This is a genomic window from Anaerosporobacter mobilis DSM 15930, assembly GCF_900142955.1.
Taxonomy (GTDB): Bacteria; Bacillota; Clostridia; order Lachnospirales; family Lachnospiraceae; genus Anaerosporobacter; species Anaerosporobacter mobilis.
The window spans coordinates 75,388-94,836 of the sequence record NZ_FRCP01000006.1; the positions used below are offsets into that span (position 1 = coordinate 75,388).

The following is a 19,449-nucleotide window of genomic DNA, read 5'->3' on the forward strand; positions in this document are numbered from 1 at the left end:
ACAATGAATAGACATATTATAAATACGTCAATATTTGTAGTAGTAGTAGTGTTATCAGGCTGGATCGGAGTATTAGTAGATCACATAATCGGTGGGCCAACACAGCGAGAAACACTTGGGATGACCGTTTGGTTAGTTTTACCCTTACTTGCAACGATTTTATTAAGAATCTTTGCTAAAGATGGTTGGAAAGAAACAGGATTTAAATTAAATGTAAAAGGAAATGTTCGGTACTATATATCATCTATCTGCATATTTCCAATCGTTATGGTAATCGTCTGCTTTGTTGGTTACGCTTTCGGATGGATTGATTTATCTAATTTTAAAGGAACTGAATTTATAAAGGTTTTTGCTGGAATGTTTCTCTTTAATCTCTTTAAAAATTTCTTTGAAGAATCTGTCTGGAGAGGCTACTTAACAGAAAAATTAATGCATTTTAACATCAAAGACTGGCAACTATATCTATTGGTAGGCGGTATCTGGGCATCTTGGCATATTCCATATTACATGGTGTTTTTGCCAATTGAGGACATTCAGCAAATTATCAATGTAAGTAGATTTGGGTTCGTCCTAATTTCTTTTGCGATTATGATATGTTGGTCAATTATGTTTACAGAGTTGTATTTAGCAACGAGGTCTATATGGCCATGTGTACTTTTACACTCTATGGAGGATGCAATCATAAATCCACTTATTTTAAATGATTTTATCTATGTAGCAAATGGCAAGGAAATATTAATATCGCCAATAGTAGGAATTATCCCTGCTCTCCTTTTCTTATTGGTAGGTTTTGTTTTAAGAAGAACGAGAAAATCGCAGCAAGTAGAAACATCCACATTAGTAATGTAAAACAATTGTAACCACAAAGGCGTATCAACAGATTATCGTATAGTATTTTCAAAAAACCGCAGAAATCAAAGCTTTTTCTAAATAATTATTGATTATTTAAGTGGAATTAGTATCAAGAAAGGTAAGAAAATATGACAATTAAGAACTTTGAAAGAATATTTGATAAATCAATGACTTCCGCAAAAGCTCATGAGTGTATTACCTATATTGAGAGTAGCAATGGGAATTTTTCATGGAATAAGGGCTATGGTGGGAAAGACTTAGATACTCCAATCATAATGGCGAGTGTTTCAAAGCTTTTCACGACCACTTGTATTCTTGCCCTGCAAGATCAAGCAAAACTTTCGCTTGAAGATAAGATAACGAAATATTTTGATAGCGATACATTAAAAGGATTACATATCTATAAAGGAAAAGACTATTCCTTTAAATTAACCATATCTGATTTACTATTTCAAACAAGTGGTTTGCCCGACGTGTTTGGAGAAGGTAAAAACAACCTAAATAAGCGAACTGTCCATGAGGACATCTCAGTATCTTTTGATGAGTATATAGCCATCGCAAAACAACTAAAGCCGCACTTTGGGCCTAATACGAAAAATAGAGCCTATTATAGCGACCTTAATTTTGAAATGCTTGGTAAAATTATTGAAAAAGTGACGAATGAGACATTGAAAGATTCTTATCAAAAATATATCTTTGAACCATTGGGTTTGAAGAATACATATCTACCAACAAGTGAAAAAGAGTTTATCCCACATAGCTTTTATAAAGATAAAAAGATATTTCGTAATAACCTTATTTTGAGTATTCCAGCTTGTGGTGGTGGGGTTTCCACAGCACGTGAAATGATGGTATTTCTTAAAGGATTTTTTGGCGGAAAGTTATTTGATAAAACAATTCTTGAGCAAAACCAATTGTATAAGCCACTACAAATTACAATGGGTGGAATCCACTACGGTTGCGGGCATATGCAAATTAAATTAAACGGAATTGTAACAGGTTTCAAAGACAAGGGCTCAATAATCGGTCATGTAGGTATGTCAGGAACCTTTGCGTTTTACTATCCAGAAAAAGATTTATATCTAGTTGGTGACGTAGCTCAATATGCAGATCCAGGTATGTGCGTTCGATTGGCAATGAGGCTTGCATTAGGCGCAAACTAAAAGATTAGAACCCAAAAAAGCTCTATGTCAAGTGTTAGGGGTGATTCAACGAATCACCCCTAACATTTGACATAGAGCTCAAAGATGTTGAAAAAAACGGTCTTTCGACTTTTAAACCATGAAATTGTTGATGGTCTATTTTTACACTTGTGAATCTTATGACATATTCTTATTTTATCAAAGGCATCGAGTGAGACATGTTGCTGCTGTAAAATATTTAAGCCTGATTTTGGAACTGACTCATGTACAACTTTTCATAAAATCCCTTGCTTGCCATTAATTCATCATGGGTTCCCTGTTCGATAATCGTTCCGTCCTTCATAACAAGGATTAAATCCGCATTTCTAATGGTTGAAAGACGGTGCGCAATAACAAAACTTGTTCTGCCCTTCATTATATTTTTCATCGCTGTCTGAAGCATTAACTCAAGTCTGGTATCAACTGAACTTGTCGCCTCATCAAGGATTAAAATAGCCGGATCTGCCAAGAATGCTCTTGCTATTGTTAAAAGCTGCTTTTCACCGACTGATACGTTTGAGGATTCTTCATTTAAAAGCATATTGTAGCCATCCGGCTGTGTTTTGATAAAATGATTTACATTTGCTGTTTTTGCTGCATTCTCAATCTCTTGCCTTGTTGCATCTTCTTTCCCATATTTTATATTCCCGGCAATCGTTCCGTTATATAACCAGGTATCCTGTAACACCATACCAAAGATTGAACGAAGATCATCCCGTTTCATATCTTTAATATTGACACCATCAACTTTGATTGCACCTTTATTTACGTCGTAAAAACGCATTAAAAGATTGATAAGCGTGGTTTTTCCAGCGCCCGTCGGTCCGACAATTGCTACCATTTGCCCGCTTTTCACGTTAATATTTAGATGTTCGATGAGCATTTTATCTTTATTATAACCAAAAGATACATCTTCAAAGGTAACATTTCCTTCTACGTTGTCTATTTTTACCGGATTGTAAGCTTCCGGCACTTCTTCTGTTTCTGATAGAAATTCAAATACTCTTCTAGCTGCTGCCATGGCAGATTGGATAGAGGCGGACAATTGTGTCACCTGCTCTAGTGGCTCATTTAACTGCCACATATAGCGGATAAATGCCTGCAGCTGTCCAACCGTTATGGCACCTGTAATTGCAAATGTAGCACCTAATATGCAAACAACTACAATCGCTATATAAGTAATTAAGGAAATTAACGGTGACATTAACCCTGATATAAACTGCGCTTTAAATCCGTTTTCACAAAGATCATTATTAATCTCTTTAAACTGTTCTATGGAATCCTCTTGCTTTCCGTATAGTTTAATTTCGGTTAACCCGGTGTATCTCTCTTGAATGTACCCATTTAAGTTACCAAGTGCAACCTGTTGCCTTTCAAACATAGCGGAAGATCGTTTCATAATAAATTTCATAATCAAAGCGCTTCCCGGTATCAGTAAAACTGCAACAGCACCCATAATCGGATTAATATAAAACATTAGTACTATTGCTAAAATAATGGATAAGAAAGCACTCAATATCCTTGATAAACTTTGCTGCAGCGCATTTGACATGGTGTCTATATCATTTGAGATTATACTGAGAATATCTCCGACTGTACGTTTATCAAAATAGCTGATTGGCAGTTTTGCAATCTTTTTTTGTACATCATTTCTTAAATCACGCATTGTGTTTTGAATGCCATTTGTTAAAAAGTATTGTGATCCATAGTTGCAAAGTATATTTCCGATATAAATAGCAAGTAACAGTTTTAAGATTTTAATAACATAGGAAAAACTGATGGAAGCCCCAGGAACTTTATTCACGATATCTACCACATCATCTTTTAGTCTTGTTGTTATTAAACCTTCCACCATTGGTGCTGCTGATAAGAAGCCGGAGTATCCCATCGTAAGGAGAATAGCCACTATAAAGAATTTTAAATATGGTTTTATATATGGATATAGTTTTCTCATCGCTCTAGTTCCTCCTTTGTTAATTGTGAATCTGCAATTTCATAATATATATTGCATGACTTTAATAATTCTTTATGAGTTCCCATGCCAACCACTTCACCCTCATTTAGTACTATTATTTTGTCCGCATTCATGATTGTACTAATTCTTTGTGCAACAATAAATACAACGGATTCTTTTGTTTCTTCCTTAAGTGCAGCACGTAAAGTAGCATCTGTTTTAAAGTCAAGGGCAGAAAAACTGTCATCAAAGATGTAGATTTCAGGTTTTCTGACCAATGCTCTTGCAATGGAAATTCGCTGTTTTTGACCTCCCGATACATTTTTTGCACCTTCACTTATATATTCCTGTAATTTATTCGGCTTATTCTGAATAAACTCCTTTGCCTGTGCTACCTCAATTGCATGATCTATTTCTTCCGGTGTAGCATTCGGATTACCGAATTTAAGATTTTCTTCTATGGTTCCTTTAAATAAAAATGCTTTTTGAGGGATAAAGCCAATTTTTTGACGGAGTACCTTTAAGTCATAGCTACGTGTATCTACACCATCAATTTTGATAGAACCCTCTGTCACATCATAAAATCTTGGAATTAAATTAATTAATGTACTCTTTCCGCTGCCTGTACTACCGATAAATGCTACAGTTTCCCCTTTGTTCGCAGTAAAAGATACATCCTTTAAAACGGGGAGTTCGCCATCCGGATACTGGAAGGTAACATGGTCAAATTCTACCATGCCTTTATTTTCAGCTGTAATACCCTCTGTAGGATCTTTCACTGATGGTTCCTCATCTAGTAATTCCTGAATACGGTTTGCAGATACCTGGGCTCTTGGATACATTACAAATACCATGGAAAATAGCATAATAGAGAACATTGCATGAAACTGATACTCTAAGAATGCAACTAACTGTCCAACTTGTAAGGTACCTTTATCAATCATTACACTTGATATCCAAAACACTGCCATCATTGCAAGATGCAACAAGAAGAAAAAGGCTGGCTGTGTAAATGACATAATTTTATATAAATTCTTCGAATTAGTAGCATAATTATCATTGGTTTCTGCAAAACGTTCTGCTTCATATTCACTTTTTCGAAAGGCTCTGATTACACGGACCCCTGTTAGATTTTCTCTTGAAATCAGGTTCAACTGGTCCATGCCTTTTTGCTGCTTCTCGGAAAGGGGATTGGTTAATTTAGCAATGATAATAGTACCCACTACTATAAACGGTAAGCTTCCTCCGATAACCAAAGAGAGATTAATACTAGTTCTGATAGTCATAAAAACACTAATGAAAATCATTACCGGCGCTAAAAGTGCAGTTCTAAATAACAGATTGGAGAACAACATTAACTGAAATGCATCATTGGTTGTTCTTGTAATCATTGAAGATACACCAAATTTATTATATTCTGTGTGGGAGAATTTCTGTGACTGAGTAAAAACATCATTCCTAATGTCACGAATCATATAGGTTGAAATTCTTGATGAAGCGAAAGTTAATAAAATGGTACCTGCACCTCCAAGGATACAGACAAACAACATGATTACTCCCATCTTCTTAATATAAGCTATATCACCATTACCTATTCCGTTATCGATCATCCATGCCATGACCGTGGGAATTCCAAGCTGTACCGCTACAAAACTAAAGATTCCTATAATGTTTAACAGAATTAGTTTCGGATATCTTTTCAGATATTTTAACATTAATTTCATAAACGACTCCTTTATCTTACTGAATAAGAACATAAATAATTCAGCCACATTCCTTGACAGGAAAAGGCTGTTTGACTATTATAAACTATAAGGTTATCTTATAGTCAAGAAGAAAAAAAATAATAAAATTTTACTGAAGTACGGCAATAGAAAATGCAATCCATAAAAATATAGCATAGAATCGAGGTAATATATGCTTGAAAATAAAAATGAATATTTAACAACAGGACAATTTGCAAAAATCTGTGGAATCCCTAAGCATATTTTATTTCATTACGATCAGATAAAGCTTTTTCAACCAGAGATCATAAAAGAGAATGGCTACCGTTATTATTCCTTCCGACAGCTCGATACTTTTTCTATTATCTCTGCACTAAAAAAGCTAGGAATGCCATTAAAAGAAATTAAAAATTATATGGATGAAAGAAACCCTGCAAAATTGGTAGATTTACTGGAACAAAAATCTAACGAAGTGACTAAGGAAATAATAAAATTAGAGAACACGAAATGTGAGATAGATTCTCTTAAGGATTTAACGGAAAATGCCATATCTGTAAAATACAACATCATTGGACCAGCTTATCATAAAGACATGAAAGCTATACGTAGTACTTTAATGGATAATGACAATTCTTACTCTACTTTTGTAACAGAACTGATCGCGTTCCGTAATAATAGTAATGCAAGCATGATTGATTTCCTAGGAGCATCACTTACCGTTAATAATATCCTCGAAAAAAGATTCGACAGCTTTTCTTATCTATATACGAAAACTAACTCTGCTGATAAAAAAAACAATACTCTGATACGAAAAGAAGGTTGGTATCTTCAAGTTTATTATAAAGGAAGTTATCACAATATCAGTGAAATATATACAAAGATTATACAGTACGCAAAAGAACATCAAATAAAACTTGGGATGAATGCTTATGAGGAATATCTAATATTCGAGATAGGTACAAAAAACAGAGATGAATATGTTACATTAATATTGGTCGAAATTGAGGGTGAACCATAGAAACCTTAAATAAACAGAGGCAGAAAAAGAAGGCCACTTATGGCCAATCTCATATAGTTAATACACTACCCCCTGAGATTTGTTTGATTTCGTGAAGACTGTAATATATATGAAACAGACATTTTACTTAATGAGATAAATTGACTGAATTTATAGAGATACAATTTTACACATCATAGCTTTGATTGCAATAGAGCATAGGTGTCCACAAAAGTTACTTGAAAATGAAATGTTTTATGGATATACTATAAAAGATTGGGGGGATGAACCATAAGGAAAAGCAGGAAACATTGTGCATAGCAAGGGCTATTGCATATCACTAAAATGGAATAACAATAGCCTTTGCTATCCTAAAGAATAATTTCTTAGGAGGGCACAATGGGCTATGTTCATGCTTTGGAAATTTTGCCCGAAGCTTTAATTAAAGAAATACAAGAATATGTTGACGGGCAAGTTATATACATTCCAAAAATAAAATCAAAAAGATGTACGTGGGGAGAAAAGACAGATACGAGAGTCTATTTTAAGGAAAGGAACCTCGAAATATACAATAGCTACAAAAACGGTACGACTATTATTGAACTGTCAGAAAAATACTTTTTAACCCCCAAAAGTATTCAACGCATTATACGAAATATTCAAATTTTATGAGTAGATGTGCCTCTTTAAAAGGTGGCACATCTATTTTTTATAATAATGTATGTTCCCCTACTTGAAATTGAAAATGGTATAATGGATTTGCAGAGATAATAGAGAAACGGAAAGGAAACTGGAAATGAAAATTGTGAAAATCAATGATAACGACAAAACAAAGTTTATGGATTTGCTGCTTATTGCAGATGAGCAGATAAGTATGATAGAAAGATACTTGTTTCGTGGTGATATGTTTGCTCTGTATGATGGTGATGTTAGAACAATTTGCGTTACTACGCAAGAGCAAGCAGGTATATATGAACTCAAAAATATTGTTACCGTTCCTAAATATCAACGGAAAGGATATGGACAAAAGCTAATCGCATTTATTGTTGATTACTACAAGAAGTCTGGTAGTGAGTTATATGTTGGAACAGGTGATAGCCCTATGACACTTCGTTTCTACGAAAGGTGTGGATTTGTAAAATCACACGTTGTTAAAAACTTCTTTATAGATAATTACGACCACCCTATGTATGAAGATGGACAACAGCTAATCGATATGATTTACTTGAAGAGGAATTTATAAAAGGGAACTTACGCCGCAAGCTGTGGAGCAGGATGCTATTACCTTGGAGAATATCTACACCCTGTTAGCAAACTTTGATAAGGTCTTTAATAAAATCAGCGATGAAGAGAAAAAATCTCTAATTTCTTTGCTAATCAAAGAAATAGAGATTTTTCCATGTGACGAGGCTGAATTACCTCTGAAGTCCATATTGTTCAATTTTCCAGTGTACAAAGACGGTGGAGATGTTTACGAATTTTTGTGGGACAAAAGTACGCACGTCTCCACATGTGTTGTCACTAACATAGGAACACACACCTTTTACCTCGTCTACGATATGGGAACACAATTCTTTGGCTTTATCGCTCACACTCTTAGACTTGTCGAAACGCTCTTTTGCCTTTCCAATTTCATTTTTAAACCCTGTTTTATATATGAAAGTGATTTTATAGGGATCTTTGTTTCCATCTTCATCATAGCCACCGACTATGACTTTTTCAATTATGCTCTCAAATATTCCTCTGTCAAATTCCTCCAATACACCATTTTTTGATAATGCCTTTTTAAAATCTGCCACTCGCTGCTTTAAAGAAAATTCATCATCCATTTGTTGCTCTAAAATCTTTAAATTGGCTTTTATATCTGATAATTTCCTCTCATAACCTACATCTGTTTCTTCGTAAATATCTTGTGCAACAATTCCTTCGAGATAATTTTCCAACAATCTTTTTCTTTTAGCTTGAAGATTATCTGCACTCTTTTGTAGCTTTATGAGTTTATCTCTTATGGAATCCTCACTCAAAGTCTTTTCTACTCTGGAAATAAATTCTTCCAGTACATCCTTGTTATCTGCACACAGCATTTTATACGATTCGATAAATGCTTCCTCTATTACTTGTTCCGGTATTCCCTTGCTATCCGGACAGAATCTTTTTCCGTCCTTTGTAGATTTAACGCATTGCCAAATCGTCTTTTTATATTTAGAACTGCTATGCCATCTTCGCCTTGATAAATTTGCTCCACAAAACCCACATTCCAACAGACAGCTAAATGCATATTGTCTGCTATATTTCTCTCGTTTCCCCGGAGTAACCGACTTCCTTCCTCCATTTCTCCGCTCTCGAATCTCTTGCGCCCTAGCAAAAGTTTCGGCTGAAATAATGGGTTCATGGTGGTCTTTGATATAAAACCTATCTTCTTCTCCAAGATTTTCTAATCTTCTTTTTGAAATCGGATCAACGGTAAACGTTTTTCCTAATAGTATATCGCCTTTATATTTCTCGTTATTGATAATTCCCATTACACTGGAAGATGTCCAACTATTACCTCTTATCGTTGTAATCCCCTGTTCATTTAATTCTCTGGCAATCATTGAGCTTCCCGCACCAGCAACATACCTGTCAAATATATACCTTACAACTTCTGCACCTTCTTCATTTATGGAAATTGATTTTGTTGCAACATCGTAATCATATCCTAAACACCCCTGAAATCCGACCAATTCTCCACGCTTCATTTTCATTTTTAATCCCTTTTTTACATATGCCGAGGTATTCTCTACCTCCTGCTGTGCAACAGAGCTTAAAATTGTCATTAAAAATTCGCCATCTTTCAATGTATTTATCTTTTCAACCTCAAAATAAACTGCGATTTTTCTTTCTTTTAACATCCTGACATATTTCAAGGTATCCAATGTATTTCTTGCAAATCGAGGTAAGCTCTTGGCAATAACCATATCAATCTTACCATCCATACAGTCTTGAATCAGACGCTGGAAATCTTCTCTTTTATCAACTTTCGTTCCTGTAATCGCTTTATCCGCATATACGCCCGCAAATACCCACTGCTCATTATTTTGTATCAATTCGGTATAATGCTTGACCATCGAATTATAACTTTTAATCTGATCCTCATCATCCGTACTGACACGACAATATGCTGCAACTCTCAAGCGGTCTACTTTTCGGACTTTGGAAGATTCATCGAATGGATTGTTTGCCTTTATAATTTCTACTTCCATATCTTCCTCCTTTTTTGTGTTCCTATCGTAGTGTTCGCTTTTATTATAATGCAATACAGTTCATAAGTCAAGCTGTAATGTTGGACACTATCCCATAATCCCGCATTAGCTTTTTTTGAATCTGCTCATACTCCAACTCATTTATTAGCTTCAGATTTAATAGTTGTTTTAGCATAGATAATTGAATGCTATATCTTAATATCTTCTTTCCTTCCATAAGCAATCATCCTTTCGTAAATTTCCAAATATCCTCCTATTTCCTTGCACAGCCTTATCTGCTAATAAATAGGCAGAATACGCTTCTCCCCATTTATTAGCAGATAAAAACTGCAATACAGGTGGCAGCTCATTACACTGCCCACATCGGTCTTGCACCGTCATTTTATTGACCGGATTGCAGACTGCTCTGCAATCCGGAAGTATCATTATTACAGATATGCTTCATCGCCCCATGTAACTGCTACATATTTTGCCCGATCTCACTCGCTCCTTACCTTTGCTTCAATGTACTGTTTCAACATTTCCTCACGTTCACCCCGTCATAAGACAAGGCAGGTACGTCATGGCGCATCTGCTTAGTGGCTCTGCATATCCTCACGTCCTGTATGCAATACAATATTCAATTTTCAAGGTACACCGCTGATAATCAGCTATGGAAAAGGGCAGATAGCCGCCCCTTATACCGCTTCAAACGCCAGTATCTTCGTAATCAGCTTTGTTTCAAGCCTCCGGCGCAGCGTTTCATCAACACAAAAATGCAGCCGTCCTCCCTCGTCATACATTTTCCGGGTGGACAGGGTAATTATGTATCCCTCATAATGCTTCAGGACTGTGTTGATTGCCATTACATCGCCTTCTGATGCTGCCTTTATGATATGGAAAGGCAGTAAATTCTTTTCTTCGCTATTCTTACATCTCTTTTTCATCTGCTTTTTCCTCCATAATCTTTCTTAAAATCTCAAGGGAGCGTGTCCGGTGTTCGTGGATCGTACTGCGTACAAGGTTCATTTCCCTTGCTATATCCGCATCGCTCATTTCCAGAAAATATGAAAGCAGTATTACATTCCGCTTCCGTTCTGAAAGTGCCTGCAATGCTTCCGCAATCAGGGTGTCTTTCACTTCAATGTCATATCCATGTACTGTAAAATGACTGTTTTCCACTCCATACTCATCCATAACAAACAACTGGTTCAGCTCCTTTTCAGACAGTTCAGAAAACATGGCTTCATGCTCCCTGCGGTAATCCATGTGCCGGTAATAGTTAATCGCTTCACCTTTCAGCGACATCTGGCACAGGCGGTCAAAGCGATGCCTGATTGTCAGTTCATCATGGCAAGAAGGTTTCTTCATACGAGTTCACCTCCTCCCCCGTTGTGACGTGACAAAGGCATACGCCTTTTCCCTTTCCGTTGTATCTGCCAAATGGCGGTAGGCTGATGTTCGGGTGGGAGTAAAAATTTTATGTATATAAAAAACGCCCTGACAGGCTGATGCCCGTTGGACGCTATTCATATCTGTTATTCTGTTTTCTCCACAAGCTACGAGTGCGTATAGTTCACTCTCTAAGGTATATTCTGCTTCACTTCCAGTAAAGCACCTTATAAAAGAACCTTCCCACGCCAATAGCCGGATAGGTTCCCGAAGTCAAAAAAATATCCCTCAGACCGTTCAGAACACATAAATTCCCCTAAACGTACCCAAAGGATAAAATCCACGCAAAAAACCTCTGGATACTGCGTTTTTTTATATGCAATATCCAAAGTTATTCTATTTCGTTGTGTGCATTATGCCCCTCTTATAAAGTGAATTATTAGTACATTTCAAAAGTAAAATGTGCAATATACACTATACATGGAGGTGCATATATGGCAAGAAAAAAGAAAATTGACAAGGAAATGGGATTTCGTCTGAAACAGGCTAGGACTGAACAAAAACTGACCTATGAAGAACTGGCAGAAAAATCCGGCGTTTCCTCACGCTATATCAAGGAAATCGAAAATCATGGAAACGTGCCAAGCCTTGAAAAGCTAGGGCAGCTCATACGAGCCTTACATATTTCCGCCGATCCGTTTTTTTATCCAACTGTCCCGGCAGACAACCTCGACTACCAGCGGCTGTTGGTTTATCTGTCACAATGTACAGAAGAACAGATTACAACAATTCTCGCTATTGTGGAAGCCTATCTTCGGACATATAAAAATTTTTCAAAGTAAATCCACTCCCTCTCCTATCTCTTTTCTAAAACAAGGGCGGCTACCCTTAGCCGCCTAATTACCTCCTTCCTCTGCAAAACTGTGGCTCGTTTTGCTGTACAGAACGCTTCTTTTTAAAGAAGCGAAATATGTCATCATTTGTCATTTCTTCTCAATGTAATAACTGCATGGCATAGCAAGCCAAATACAAGAGAAAAACAGCCACCGCCAAATAGTGATGCTCCCCACCCTGCACCCGACATTGTCATAAAACCGCCAACAAAGAAAATACCAATGCCAAGAAATATACCAACACCATAAAAAAGTCCAATTGCCATATCGTACTTATTAAATTGTCGTTTCTCCTTTTTTTCATATGTTTCCATCTTTGTTATTACCTCCTTCGCAAAATCGTCCATGTGGACTCCAAAAAGACAGCAAATTTTTTTCAATGTATTTAAATCGGGTTCACTAACATCTCTCTCCCAATTCGATAGCGCCTGCCGGGTAACATTCAATTCCCCGGCCAGTTCTTCTTGTGTCATTCCCGATTGTGTTCGCAAATGACGTATTTGCTTTCCTGTTGTAATATCCGTCTGTTCCTGGTTCAAAATAGTTCCTCCTCTCTGATACTGATTTTATCAATGATATTTCGCAATAGCCAGCAATGAACACTTGCATTGCGCAAGACATTACATTATCTTCTGAAACATATGGCGAACCTTATCTAACCGACTATTTGGGCGGCAAGGTTGTACTACAGGTTCCCCTGAAGTTTCCTGATACCCTTTCAATTCTGCCAAGCAAACGCTTCTTCCATTTGTATAGAAATTCAAATCACTTTTATATTCCCCGATCCGCCGAGCTGGTATTTCTCCAGTTAAAATTGCCTCATTATTTTATAACGAAGTTGTTTCAATTACCGCATCATATTTCACAGCATCATGATAAGCTCGTGAAAGATATTCCTGTGGCGCAAATAGGATAAAAGAAAGATAGGGTTCTAAAACTTGTGTTCCCGCTTTTTTATACCTGTTCCAACACAACAGGCGCAAGAAGGCGGAAATCTGCCGGAGTACTGACCGGGCTGTAATAAACACCATATTCAAAGCCGAACCAAAGACCAAAAATAAGCATTGTGGGAAAATTTAAACTTTTGGATTTTCCTACAATGCCGACTACGGCGGAATCCCTCCCACTCCTTATACCTTTCTTTCCGTATACATTGAATTTGTATTTAGTAACTGCTATAATGTCCCTATTCAAATTATAAATGTGTTGAATTAGTTACATGTACATATTTTTTGTACCGGAGGAAGTGAAATGAATCCAAAAATTTATCTCATTACAGGCTTAATGGCTTCTGGAAAATCTACAGTTTCCGATTTACTGGCAAAATCAATAGAAAAATGCGTCCATCTTCGTGGTGATGTGTTCCGAAAAATGATTATTTCAGGCAGAGAAAATATGTCAGCTACCCCATCAGCGGAAGCAGTCCGCCAGCTGTACCTTCGATACAAATTGACTGCTGATGCGGCAAAGTCATACTTTGATAACGGCTTTTCTGTAGTGATCCAAGATAACTACTACGGTGATGAATTAAACCGAATGATAAATTATCTGCATAAATACCCTGTTGAGGTTATCGTTCTTTGTCCAGATGTGGAAACAATAAAAGAAAGGGAACGATACAGGGAGAAAACAGGCTATTCCGGCTTTACGGTCGAAACCTTATACGATACATTTATGCAGACAACACCACGGATCGGCTTTTGGCTGGACAATTCCAACCAAACACCACAGCAGACAGCAGAAACCATTCTGAACGCCAGAAAGTCGGTATGATTGTTCCATATAAGGGGAAGAAAAATTTCTTTTAGGTACTTTCTTTCCTAAAACTAATGTGATATAATAGCATCATTCCAAAAAAGGAGTAAAAAATATGCGGCAAGGTATTCTTAAATAAAACTATAATCAAATAGTGGGAACAAAGGATTATGATAGTCCCTTTTGTGGGGGCTTGGTTTTTGTACCCAATTTAAAAATACTTTTGCCTTATCAATTTTGACATATCCGAAAAACAGCAATCACAAACAGGTGTATGCTGTATATGTGTATGTCCGCAAATTATAATCCCCAGTGGTAAAAGTATTTTACTGCTGGGGATTTTTATGCCCTTTTGGGGCTGTAAAAGGAGGACAATCACATGAAAATAATCAATATTGGAATTCTCGCCCATGTAGACGCAGGAAAAACAACATTGACGGAAAGCCTGCTGTACACCAGTGGAGCGATTGCGGAACAAGGAAACGTGGATAAAGGAACTACAAGAACAGACACTATGATTTTGGAACGGCAACGGGGAATTACTATTCAGACAGCGGTTACTTCTTTTTGCTGGAATGATTATAAAATCAATATTGTGGACACTCCCGGCCATATGGATTTTTTAACCGAAGCATACCGCTCTTTATCTGTCCTTGACGGAGCTGTTTTAGTCATTTCGGCAAAAGACGGCGTACAGGCACAAACCCGTATATTATTCCATGCGCTTCAGAAAATGGACATCCCGACAATTATCTTTATAAATAAGATAGACCAAAATGGGATCGACCTGCGGCGTGTTTACCAAAGCATTAAAGATAAACTTACCAGTGATATGATTGTCATGCAGGAGGTTTCCCTGTCGCCAAAGATAACCATGACCGATATTTCTGATTTGGACAAATGGGATATGATTATTTCCGGAAGCGATGAACTATTAGAACGATATGTTGCAGAGGATTCTTTGGATATACAGGAATTACAATATGAAAAGTGCAAAAGAACCAGATGCTGCTCTTTGTTTCCTGTTTATCATGGGAGTGCAAAAGACAATTTAGGAACAGAAAAACTGATTGAAGCGATTACAGAAACTTTCATTACAGAAACAGACGATATTCAGTCTGAATTATGTGGATATGTTTTTAAGGTTGAGTATACAGAGCGGAAAAAACGGCTTTCTTATTTACGCCTGTATCATGGGACGCTCCATTTACGGGATACCCTGCTGCTGTCAAAAAAGGAAAAAATAAAGATTACAGAAATGTGTATTCCGTCAAATGGTGAAATCGTCCCGGCTGACCATGCCTGTCCGGGAGAAATTGTTATTTTAGCTGATGATACTTTGAAACTGAACGACATTCTGGGAAATGAAAAACTCCTGCCTCACAAAACACGGATTGATAATCCCATGCCATTACTTCGGACAACGGTAGAGCCGCAAAAGCCGGAGCAAAGGGAAGCCCTGTTAAATGCCCTCGCAGAGATTGCTGATACAGACCCTCTTTTGCATTTTGACATTGATACTGTTACACATGAGATTATATTATCTTTTTTGGGAAAAGTACAGTTAGAAGTTATTTGTTCGCTATTAGAAGAAAAATATCATGTGGGCGTGGCTATGAAAGAGCCTTCGGTTATTTATCTGGAAAGACCGCAAAAAAAAGCGAGCTGCACGATTCATATTGAAGTGCCGCCGAATCCGTTTTGGGCATCTATTGGTTTGACGGTAACACCGCTTCCTGTTGGAAGCGGAACACAATATAAAAGCGAGGTATCTCTCGGCTATTTAAACCAAAGTTTTCAAAATGCCGTCATGGAGGGTGTGCGTTATGGAATGGAGCAGGGCTTATATGGCTGGGGAGTGACAGACTGCCAAATTTGTTTTGATTATGGAGTTTATTACAGCCCGGTCAGCACCCCCGCTGATTTTCGTTTTCTTGCGCCTGTCGTGTTGGAGCAGGCATTGAAAAAAGCAGGAACACAACTGTTGGAACCATACCTTTCCTTTACCCTTTTTGCACCGCAGGAATATCTTTCACGGGCTTATAATGACGCACCAAAGTATTGCGCAATCATTGAATCAACCAGACTTGAAAAAGATGAAGTTATTTTTAAGGGGGAAATCCCTGCACGTTGTATCGGTGAATATAGAAATGATTTGAATTTTTATACAAATGGAAGAAGTGTCTGCATTACAGAATTAAAAGGGTATCAGGAAACTTCCGGCGAGCCTGTGTTTCAGCCACGCCGCCCGAACAGCCGTTTAGACAAGATCCGGCATATGTTTCAGAAGATAATGTAACATCTTGCGCAATGCAAACGTTCATTGCTGGCTATTGCGAAATATCATTGATAAAATCAGCATCAGAGAGGAGGAACTATTTTGAACCAGAAACAGACGGATATTACAACAGGAAAACAAATACGTCATCTGCGAACACAATCGGGAATGACACAGGAAGAACTGGCCGGGGAATTGAATGTTACCCGGCAGGCGCTATCGAATTGGGAGAGAGATGTTAATGAACCCGATTTAAATACATTGAAAAAAATTTGTTTTCTTTTTGGCGTCCACATGGACGATTTTGCGAAGGAGATAATAACAAAAATGGAAACATGTGAAAAAAAGGAGAAACGACAATTTAATAAGTATGATATGGCAATTGGACTTTTTTATGGTGTCGGGATATTTCTTGGCATTGGTATTTTCTTTGTTGGCGGTTTTATGACAATGTCGGGTGCAGGGTGGGGAGCATCACTATTTGGCGGTGGCTGTTTTTCTCTTGTATTTGGCTTGCTATGCCATGCGGTAATTACATTGAGAAGAAGTGACAAATGATGACATATCCTGCTTTCTGGACTTTTCGGTCATATCGCAAAAAAAGCCGCTGCTTTTGGCTTTCCAATAGCGGCGGCTTAATGCAAGCGGCGGCAAAGGGAAATATCCTTTGCATACCTTACAGAAGAAAAGTTTTGCAGCATTACAAAAATAAAAGCCTATACCATTTTGGAAAGAAAAGATACATAATAGTCAAGACAGCAACAATCAGAAGTTATGGAGGGTAACAATGGAATATAGTAAGGAAGATTTAATGGAAGCAAAACGGCAAATTGATTCAACATTGCATAAATTGCGGGAAACCATAATAACCTTTGAAGCAAAAGAAACTCCAGAGAGATATAAGTCACAGATTACTTTGGCGAAAAGACGGATAAGGGCTTTTGAAATAGCAAATTATTTTATAGAAAACGAGATTGAAAACAGTCAGTAAATTCAAAACAAGTGTATCTTTGGCGTTGGCATTCGTTTAGAATGCTGTAATCTTAATCGAAAGAACCATAATCTGAAAAGGGAGATAATATTTAAAAAACATTAAGGAAAATTTGGCTACTCCCCATACTGGCTTTTGCTAAACAACTCCAACCAGTCACCCCAGCAGACAGTAACCTCCATTTTGAAACTGGAATAAATTTATCGATCATCACAATTCCAATCTCATAGAAATGACTTCCTGAAATCCGACTATGCGGGAGCGAAATCCTTTAGGATTTCTTCCACACTCAACAAATCCAGCCCGTTCATACATAGAAACTGCTCTTTCATTTTCAGCAACTACTTTAAGTTCAAGCTGGTTATATCCCGCTGTTTTAGCACATTCGATACACGAAGTCAGCAAAGCCTTACCAATTCCAAGTCCCCAATACTTTTTCACAACACTGATGCCAAATTCTGCTCGATGCCGTACCTTATATTTTGTACCGATTGCCTCAATTCCTGCTGTTCCCGCAATTACACTGTCAACTATGGCAAGCAATTCAATCTCTCTTTCACTCTCAGCTTTTTCTTTCAGAAACTGGCTCTCCTGTTCGACATTAAAACTGTTTTCATCTGGATATGTAAGCAAATAATCTGTTTCACTATGTGTCAGATTGAAATTATCCACTACAAGCTGACCATCACTCTCTGTTCCATTCCTCAAACAACATTCCATGCCATTACTTAATATTATTGTTTTGTTATATCTCATAACTGCTCCTTTACTGACAACTGTCCTCAAAGTCAGCTTCTTCATCTATACAATATCCTAATCAGAAAAATGTTTTCTCATTTCATATTGTTTAACAAATACACTAAATTTCCATTTCTTCAAAAAAGCGTTCAATGCCTGATCCCGTTCATCCACATTTATTACCCTCATCTCTAAACTCTTTGTTTGTTTAAGTAAATCTAACAAAATCTCTGTGGCAACTCCCATTCTGCGATATTGGGGATGTACCGCTAACTGCGCAATATCTCCTTTTATTTTGTCCACAATACCATATCCAATCAAGTTTCCATCAAATTTAACAATCGTATAAGAAAAGGATTTAGCGATTGCACAAACAGCATCTTTTGCGTTTTGCCATGAAGGTGGATAAGTCCAAAAATCTTTGACCGCTGTCCATTGATCATCTTGTAATTTTTCCGGATGTTCCAGTTTCCACACTTTATGTACGCCCGGTTCTTTTATCTTGCCCGTCAGTTGGTAACAATTCAATATTCTGTTAATTCGAAATCCCTGTTTTTTATATAAAGTGAGCGCCTTCTCATTATCTTGAATCACTTCCAGTTGATACATGCTGATTTTATTTTTTATACATATAGTGCTAACCAGATTCAATAATTCCCCCATAATTCCTATTCTCCGAAAATCGGGGATAACTCCTGTTCCGAGGTCATAGACTGTCTTTTCGTTATCCCAATCTCTCACTCCATTCAAGATAAAACCGACAAGCGTTCTATCTGCAAAGGCTCCAACTGAAACCGCAGGCATAAATCCATTTCTTTTCAGCATTGTTTCAAAAGATTTAAAAGGCATATCAACTGAAACCTGATAATCAGAAAATGCCTGTGTAAACGCTTCGTATATACAAACGGAATCTGTATTTTCCAATGTCCGGTATTCCATATTTTCTCCTTAATGCTATATTTACTCTATTGGAAGATTGTGCTGTTTCAAAAATGAAAGCTTATCCCAATAGCCTCGTTGGAATAAAATTTTCCCATTCACTACCTGAAAAAAACCACACCCCCGTAACCCCAATGGATCACGCCATTCCAAGATTGCCCATTGCCCATCCTCAAAAATATTTTCCACGATAGCTGTCATATCCGCTGTTGAAAATTCGGCTGTGAACATGGTACGGATTGCTTCAATTCCTACTACTGGCTCATTCGCTACTTGGTGATTCGTCGCATTTTCATGATAAAGGGCTGTAATTGCTTCCACATCATGTTTATTGAATGCATCTACCCATAACTGAACAACTTCTTTCGGTCTTAACATTTCTGTTTTTCCTCCTATGCCTTGTGTGTTTTTATTATATCAAAAAGCAAGTTGAAAGTCGAGAATCATTATAAAGGCACAAAAACTCCACAAACCAACACACCCTCCGGGAGTGTCGAGGGTAGAATAGCAAGCACTGCCTATGTCCGGACACAT

Annotated in this window: 20 protein-coding genes and 1 pseudogene; 10 read left to right on the top strand and 11 right to left on the bottom strand. The window is 37.2% G+C overall.

Annotation, left to right across the window (positions count from 1 at the left end; all coding sequences use genetic code 11):
- Window positions 1–3 precede the first annotated feature (3 nt).
- Window positions 4–849, top strand: coding sequence for a CPBP family intramembrane glutamic endopeptidase (locus BUB90_RS03175; RefSeq protein ID WP_073282747.1), 846 nt, complete (start codon window positions 4–6; stop codon window positions 847–849).
- A gap of 131 nt (window positions 850–980) precedes the next feature.
- A complete protein-coding gene (locus BUB90_RS03180; protein WP_073282750.1) occupies window positions 981–2,015 on the top strand; it encodes a serine hydrolase domain-containing protein in 1,035 nt (344 codons plus the stop codon).
- Between the two features lie 217 nt (window positions 2,016–2,232).
- On the opposite strand, the gene BUB90_RS03185 is transcribed toward BUB90_RS03180, so the two are convergent.
- Both BUB90_RS03185 and BUB90_RS03190 read right to left on the bottom strand, forming a co-directional pair.
- The gene (locus BUB90_RS03185; protein ID WP_073282753.1) at window positions 2,233–3,987 is read right to left on the bottom strand and encodes an ABC transporter ATP-binding protein; all 1,755 of its coding nucleotides are present in this window, start codon (window positions 3,985–3,987) and stop codon (window positions 2,233–2,235) included.
- Window positions 3,984–5,711, bottom strand: a complete 1,728-nt coding sequence (locus tag BUB90_RS03190) for an ABC transporter ATP-binding protein (RefSeq protein WP_073282756.1) — start codon at window positions 5,709–5,711, stop codon at window positions 3,984–3,986. The genes BUB90_RS03185 and BUB90_RS03190 overlap by 4 nt, the downstream gene beginning before the upstream one ends.
- A 193-nt stretch (window positions 5,712–5,904) precedes the next feature.
- Here BUB90_RS03190 and BUB90_RS03195 point away from each other — a divergent pair, with 193 nt between their 5' ends.
- The 3 genes from BUB90_RS03195 to BUB90_RS03205 all read left to right on the top strand — a co-directional run bounded on the left by BUB90_RS03195 (window position 5,905) and on the right by BUB90_RS03205 (window position 7,951).
- Window positions 5,905–6,729: a MerR family transcriptional regulator gene (locus BUB90_RS03195; protein ID WP_073282760.1), complete on the top strand. Its 825-nt coding sequence runs from the start codon at window positions 5,905–5,907 to the stop codon at window positions 6,727–6,729.
- Between the two features lie 378 nt (window positions 6,730–7,107).
- Window positions 7,108–7,380: a CD3324 family protein gene (locus tag BUB90_RS03200; protein ID WP_073282763.1), complete on the top strand. Its 273-nt coding sequence runs from the start codon at window positions 7,108–7,110 to the stop codon at window positions 7,378–7,380.
- Window positions 7,381–7,504: 124 nt separating this feature from the next.
- Window positions 7,505–7,951: a GNAT family N-acetyltransferase gene (locus BUB90_RS03205; protein ID WP_073282766.1), complete on the top strand. Its 447-nt coding sequence runs from the start codon at window positions 7,505–7,507 to the stop codon at window positions 7,949–7,951.
- A gap of 172 nt (window positions 7,952–8,123) precedes the next feature.
- Here the strand turns inward: BUB90_RS03205 and BUB90_RS03215 are convergent, their stop codons facing one another.
- The 4 genes from BUB90_RS03215 to BUB90_RS03235 all read right to left on the bottom strand — a co-directional run bounded on the left by BUB90_RS03215 (window position 8,124) and on the right by BUB90_RS03235 (window position 11,300).
- The gene (locus BUB90_RS03215) at window positions 8,124–9,950 is read right to left on the bottom strand and encodes a recombinase family protein (protein WP_073282769.1); all 1,827 of its coding nucleotides are present in this window, start codon (window positions 9,948–9,950) and stop codon (window positions 8,124–8,126) included.
- 67 nt (window positions 9,951–10,017) lie between these two features.
- Window positions 10,018–10,167 (bottom strand): SHOCT domain-containing protein, encoded by a 150-nt coding sequence (locus BUB90_RS03220; RefSeq protein ID WP_002584862.1) that lies wholly within the window; start codon window positions 10,165–10,167, stop codon window positions 10,018–10,020.
- A gap of 460 nt (window positions 10,168–10,627) precedes the next feature.
- Window positions 10,628–10,876 (bottom strand): helix-turn-helix domain-containing protein, encoded by a 249-nt coding sequence (locus BUB90_RS03230; protein ID WP_002584861.1) that lies wholly within the window; start codon window positions 10,874–10,876, stop codon window positions 10,628–10,630.
- The gene (locus BUB90_RS03235) at window positions 10,860–11,300 is read right to left on the bottom strand and encodes an RNA polymerase sigma factor (RefSeq protein ID WP_002584860.1); all 441 of its coding nucleotides are present in this window, start codon (window positions 11,298–11,300) and stop codon (window positions 10,860–10,862) included. Before BUB90_RS03235 ends, BUB90_RS03230 begins: the two co-directional genes overlap by 17 nt.
- Before the next feature lie 515 nt (window positions 11,301–11,815).
- Between BUB90_RS03235 and BUB90_RS03240 the strand changes: the two genes are divergently transcribed.
- Window positions 11,816–12,163, top strand: a complete 348-nt coding sequence (locus tag BUB90_RS03240; RefSeq protein WP_002584859.1) for a helix-turn-helix domain-containing protein — start codon at window positions 11,816–11,818, stop codon at window positions 12,161–12,163.
- A 134-nt stretch (window positions 12,164–12,297) separates the two neighbouring features.
- On the opposite strand, the gene BUB90_RS03245 is transcribed toward BUB90_RS03240, so the two are convergent.
- Both BUB90_RS03245 and BUB90_RS03250 read right to left on the bottom strand, forming a co-directional pair.
- On the bottom strand, window positions 12,298–12,753 hold the full coding sequence (locus BUB90_RS03245; protein ID WP_073282775.1) for an XRE family transcriptional regulator: 456 nt from the start codon (window positions 12,751–12,753) through the stop codon (window positions 12,298–12,300).
- An 81-nt stretch (window positions 12,754–12,834) separates the two neighbouring features.
- Window positions 12,835–13,252, bottom strand: a pseudogene (locus BUB90_RS03250) (hypothetical protein); the annotation flags it as partial.
- A gap of 213 nt (window positions 13,253–13,465) precedes the next feature.
- On the opposite strand from BUB90_RS03250, the gene BUB90_RS03255 reads away from it, so the two are divergent.
- The 4 genes from BUB90_RS03255 (at window position 13,466) to BUB90_RS03275 (ending at window position 17,238) form a co-directional block, all read left to right on the top strand.
- Complete coding sequence (locus BUB90_RS03255) at window positions 13,466–13,987, top strand: AAA family ATPase (protein ID WP_002584857.1); 522 nt, start codon at window positions 13,466–13,468, stop codon at window positions 13,985–13,987.
- Window positions 13,988–14,348: 361 nt separating this feature from the next.
- Entirely contained in the window at window positions 14,349–16,268 is a 1,920-nt protein-coding gene (tet(32), locus tag BUB90_RS03260) for a tetracycline resistance ribosomal protection protein Tet(32) (protein WP_073282779.1), read from the top strand.
- An 81-nt stretch (window positions 16,269–16,349) separates the two neighbouring features.
- Window positions 16,350–16,805: an XRE family transcriptional regulator gene (locus BUB90_RS03265; protein WP_002584855.1), complete on the top strand. Its 456-nt coding sequence runs from the start codon at window positions 16,350–16,352 to the stop codon at window positions 16,803–16,805.
- Window positions 16,806–17,034: 229 nt separating this feature from the next.
- Window positions 17,035–17,238 (top strand): hypothetical protein, encoded by a 204-nt coding sequence (locus tag BUB90_RS03275; RefSeq protein WP_002584854.1) that lies wholly within the window; start codon window positions 17,035–17,037, stop codon window positions 17,236–17,238.
- 210 nt (window positions 17,239–17,448) lie between these two features.
- Here the strand turns inward: BUB90_RS03275 and BUB90_RS03280 are convergent, their stop codons facing one another.
- From BUB90_RS03280 to BUB90_RS03290, 3 genes are read right to left on the bottom strand one after another with little or no spacing between them, the layout of a single operon-like run.
- The gene (locus BUB90_RS03280) at window positions 17,449–17,994 is read right to left on the bottom strand and encodes a GNAT family N-acetyltransferase (protein ID WP_073282785.1); all 546 of its coding nucleotides are present in this window, start codon (window positions 17,992–17,994) and stop codon (window positions 17,449–17,451) included.
- Window positions 17,995–18,051: 57 nt separating this feature from the next.
- The gene (locus tag BUB90_RS03285; protein ID WP_073282788.1) at window positions 18,052–18,915 is read right to left on the bottom strand and encodes a GNAT family N-acetyltransferase; all 864 of its coding nucleotides are present in this window, start codon (window positions 18,913–18,915) and stop codon (window positions 18,052–18,054) included.
- A gap of 21 nt (window positions 18,916–18,936) precedes the next feature.
- Window positions 18,937–19,293: a nuclear transport factor 2 family protein gene (locus tag BUB90_RS03290; protein ID WP_002584851.1), complete on the bottom strand. Its 357-nt coding sequence runs from the start codon at window positions 19,291–19,293 to the stop codon at window positions 18,937–18,939.
- Between the last annotated feature and the right edge of the window lie 156 nt (window positions 19,294–19,449).